Annotated in this window: 1 rRNA gene; it reads right to left on the bottom strand. The window is 55.6% G+C overall.

The window, feature by feature from the left end:
* Positions 1 to 37 precede the first annotated feature (37 nt).
* Positions 38 to 523 (bottom strand): 16S ribosomal RNA (locus tag ACF8K2_RS22145); the annotation flags it as partial.

Genomic DNA, 523 nt, shown 5'->3' with positions numbered 1-523 from the left:
TCGTGTGGGAGCTCATCAGCAGGCTGATGTCTTCGATTAAGGAGGTGATCCAGCCGCAGGTTCCCCTACGGCTACCTTGTTACGACTTCACCCCAGTCATGAATCACACCGTGGTAACCGTCCTCCCGAAGGTTAGACTAGCTACTTCTGGTGCAACCCACTCCCATGGTGTGACGGGCGGTGTGTACAAGGCCCGGGAACGTATTCACCGCGACATTCTGATTCGCGATTACTAGCGATTCCGACTTCACGCAGTCGAGTTGCAGACTGCGATCCGGACTACGATCGGTTTTGTGAGATTAGCTCCACCTCGCGGCTTGGCAACCCTCTGTACCGACCATTGTAGCACGTGTGTAGCCCAGGCCGTAAGGGCCATGATGACTTGACGTCATCCCCACCTTCCTCCGGTTTGTCACCGGCAGTCTCCTTAGAGTGCCCACCATAACGTGCTGGTAACTAAGGACAAGGGTTGCGCTCGTTACGGGACTTAACCCAACATCTCACGACACGAGCTGACGACAGC

Source organism: Pseudomonas sp. xss_2, assembly GCF_043104195.1.
Lineage (GTDB): Bacteria > Pseudomonadota > Gammaproteobacteria > Pseudomonadales > Pseudomonadaceae > Aquipseudomonas > Aquipseudomonas urmiensis.
Note: the sequence above shows the minus strand (reverse complement) of the source record. Positions and strands in the feature narration are given on the sequence as shown.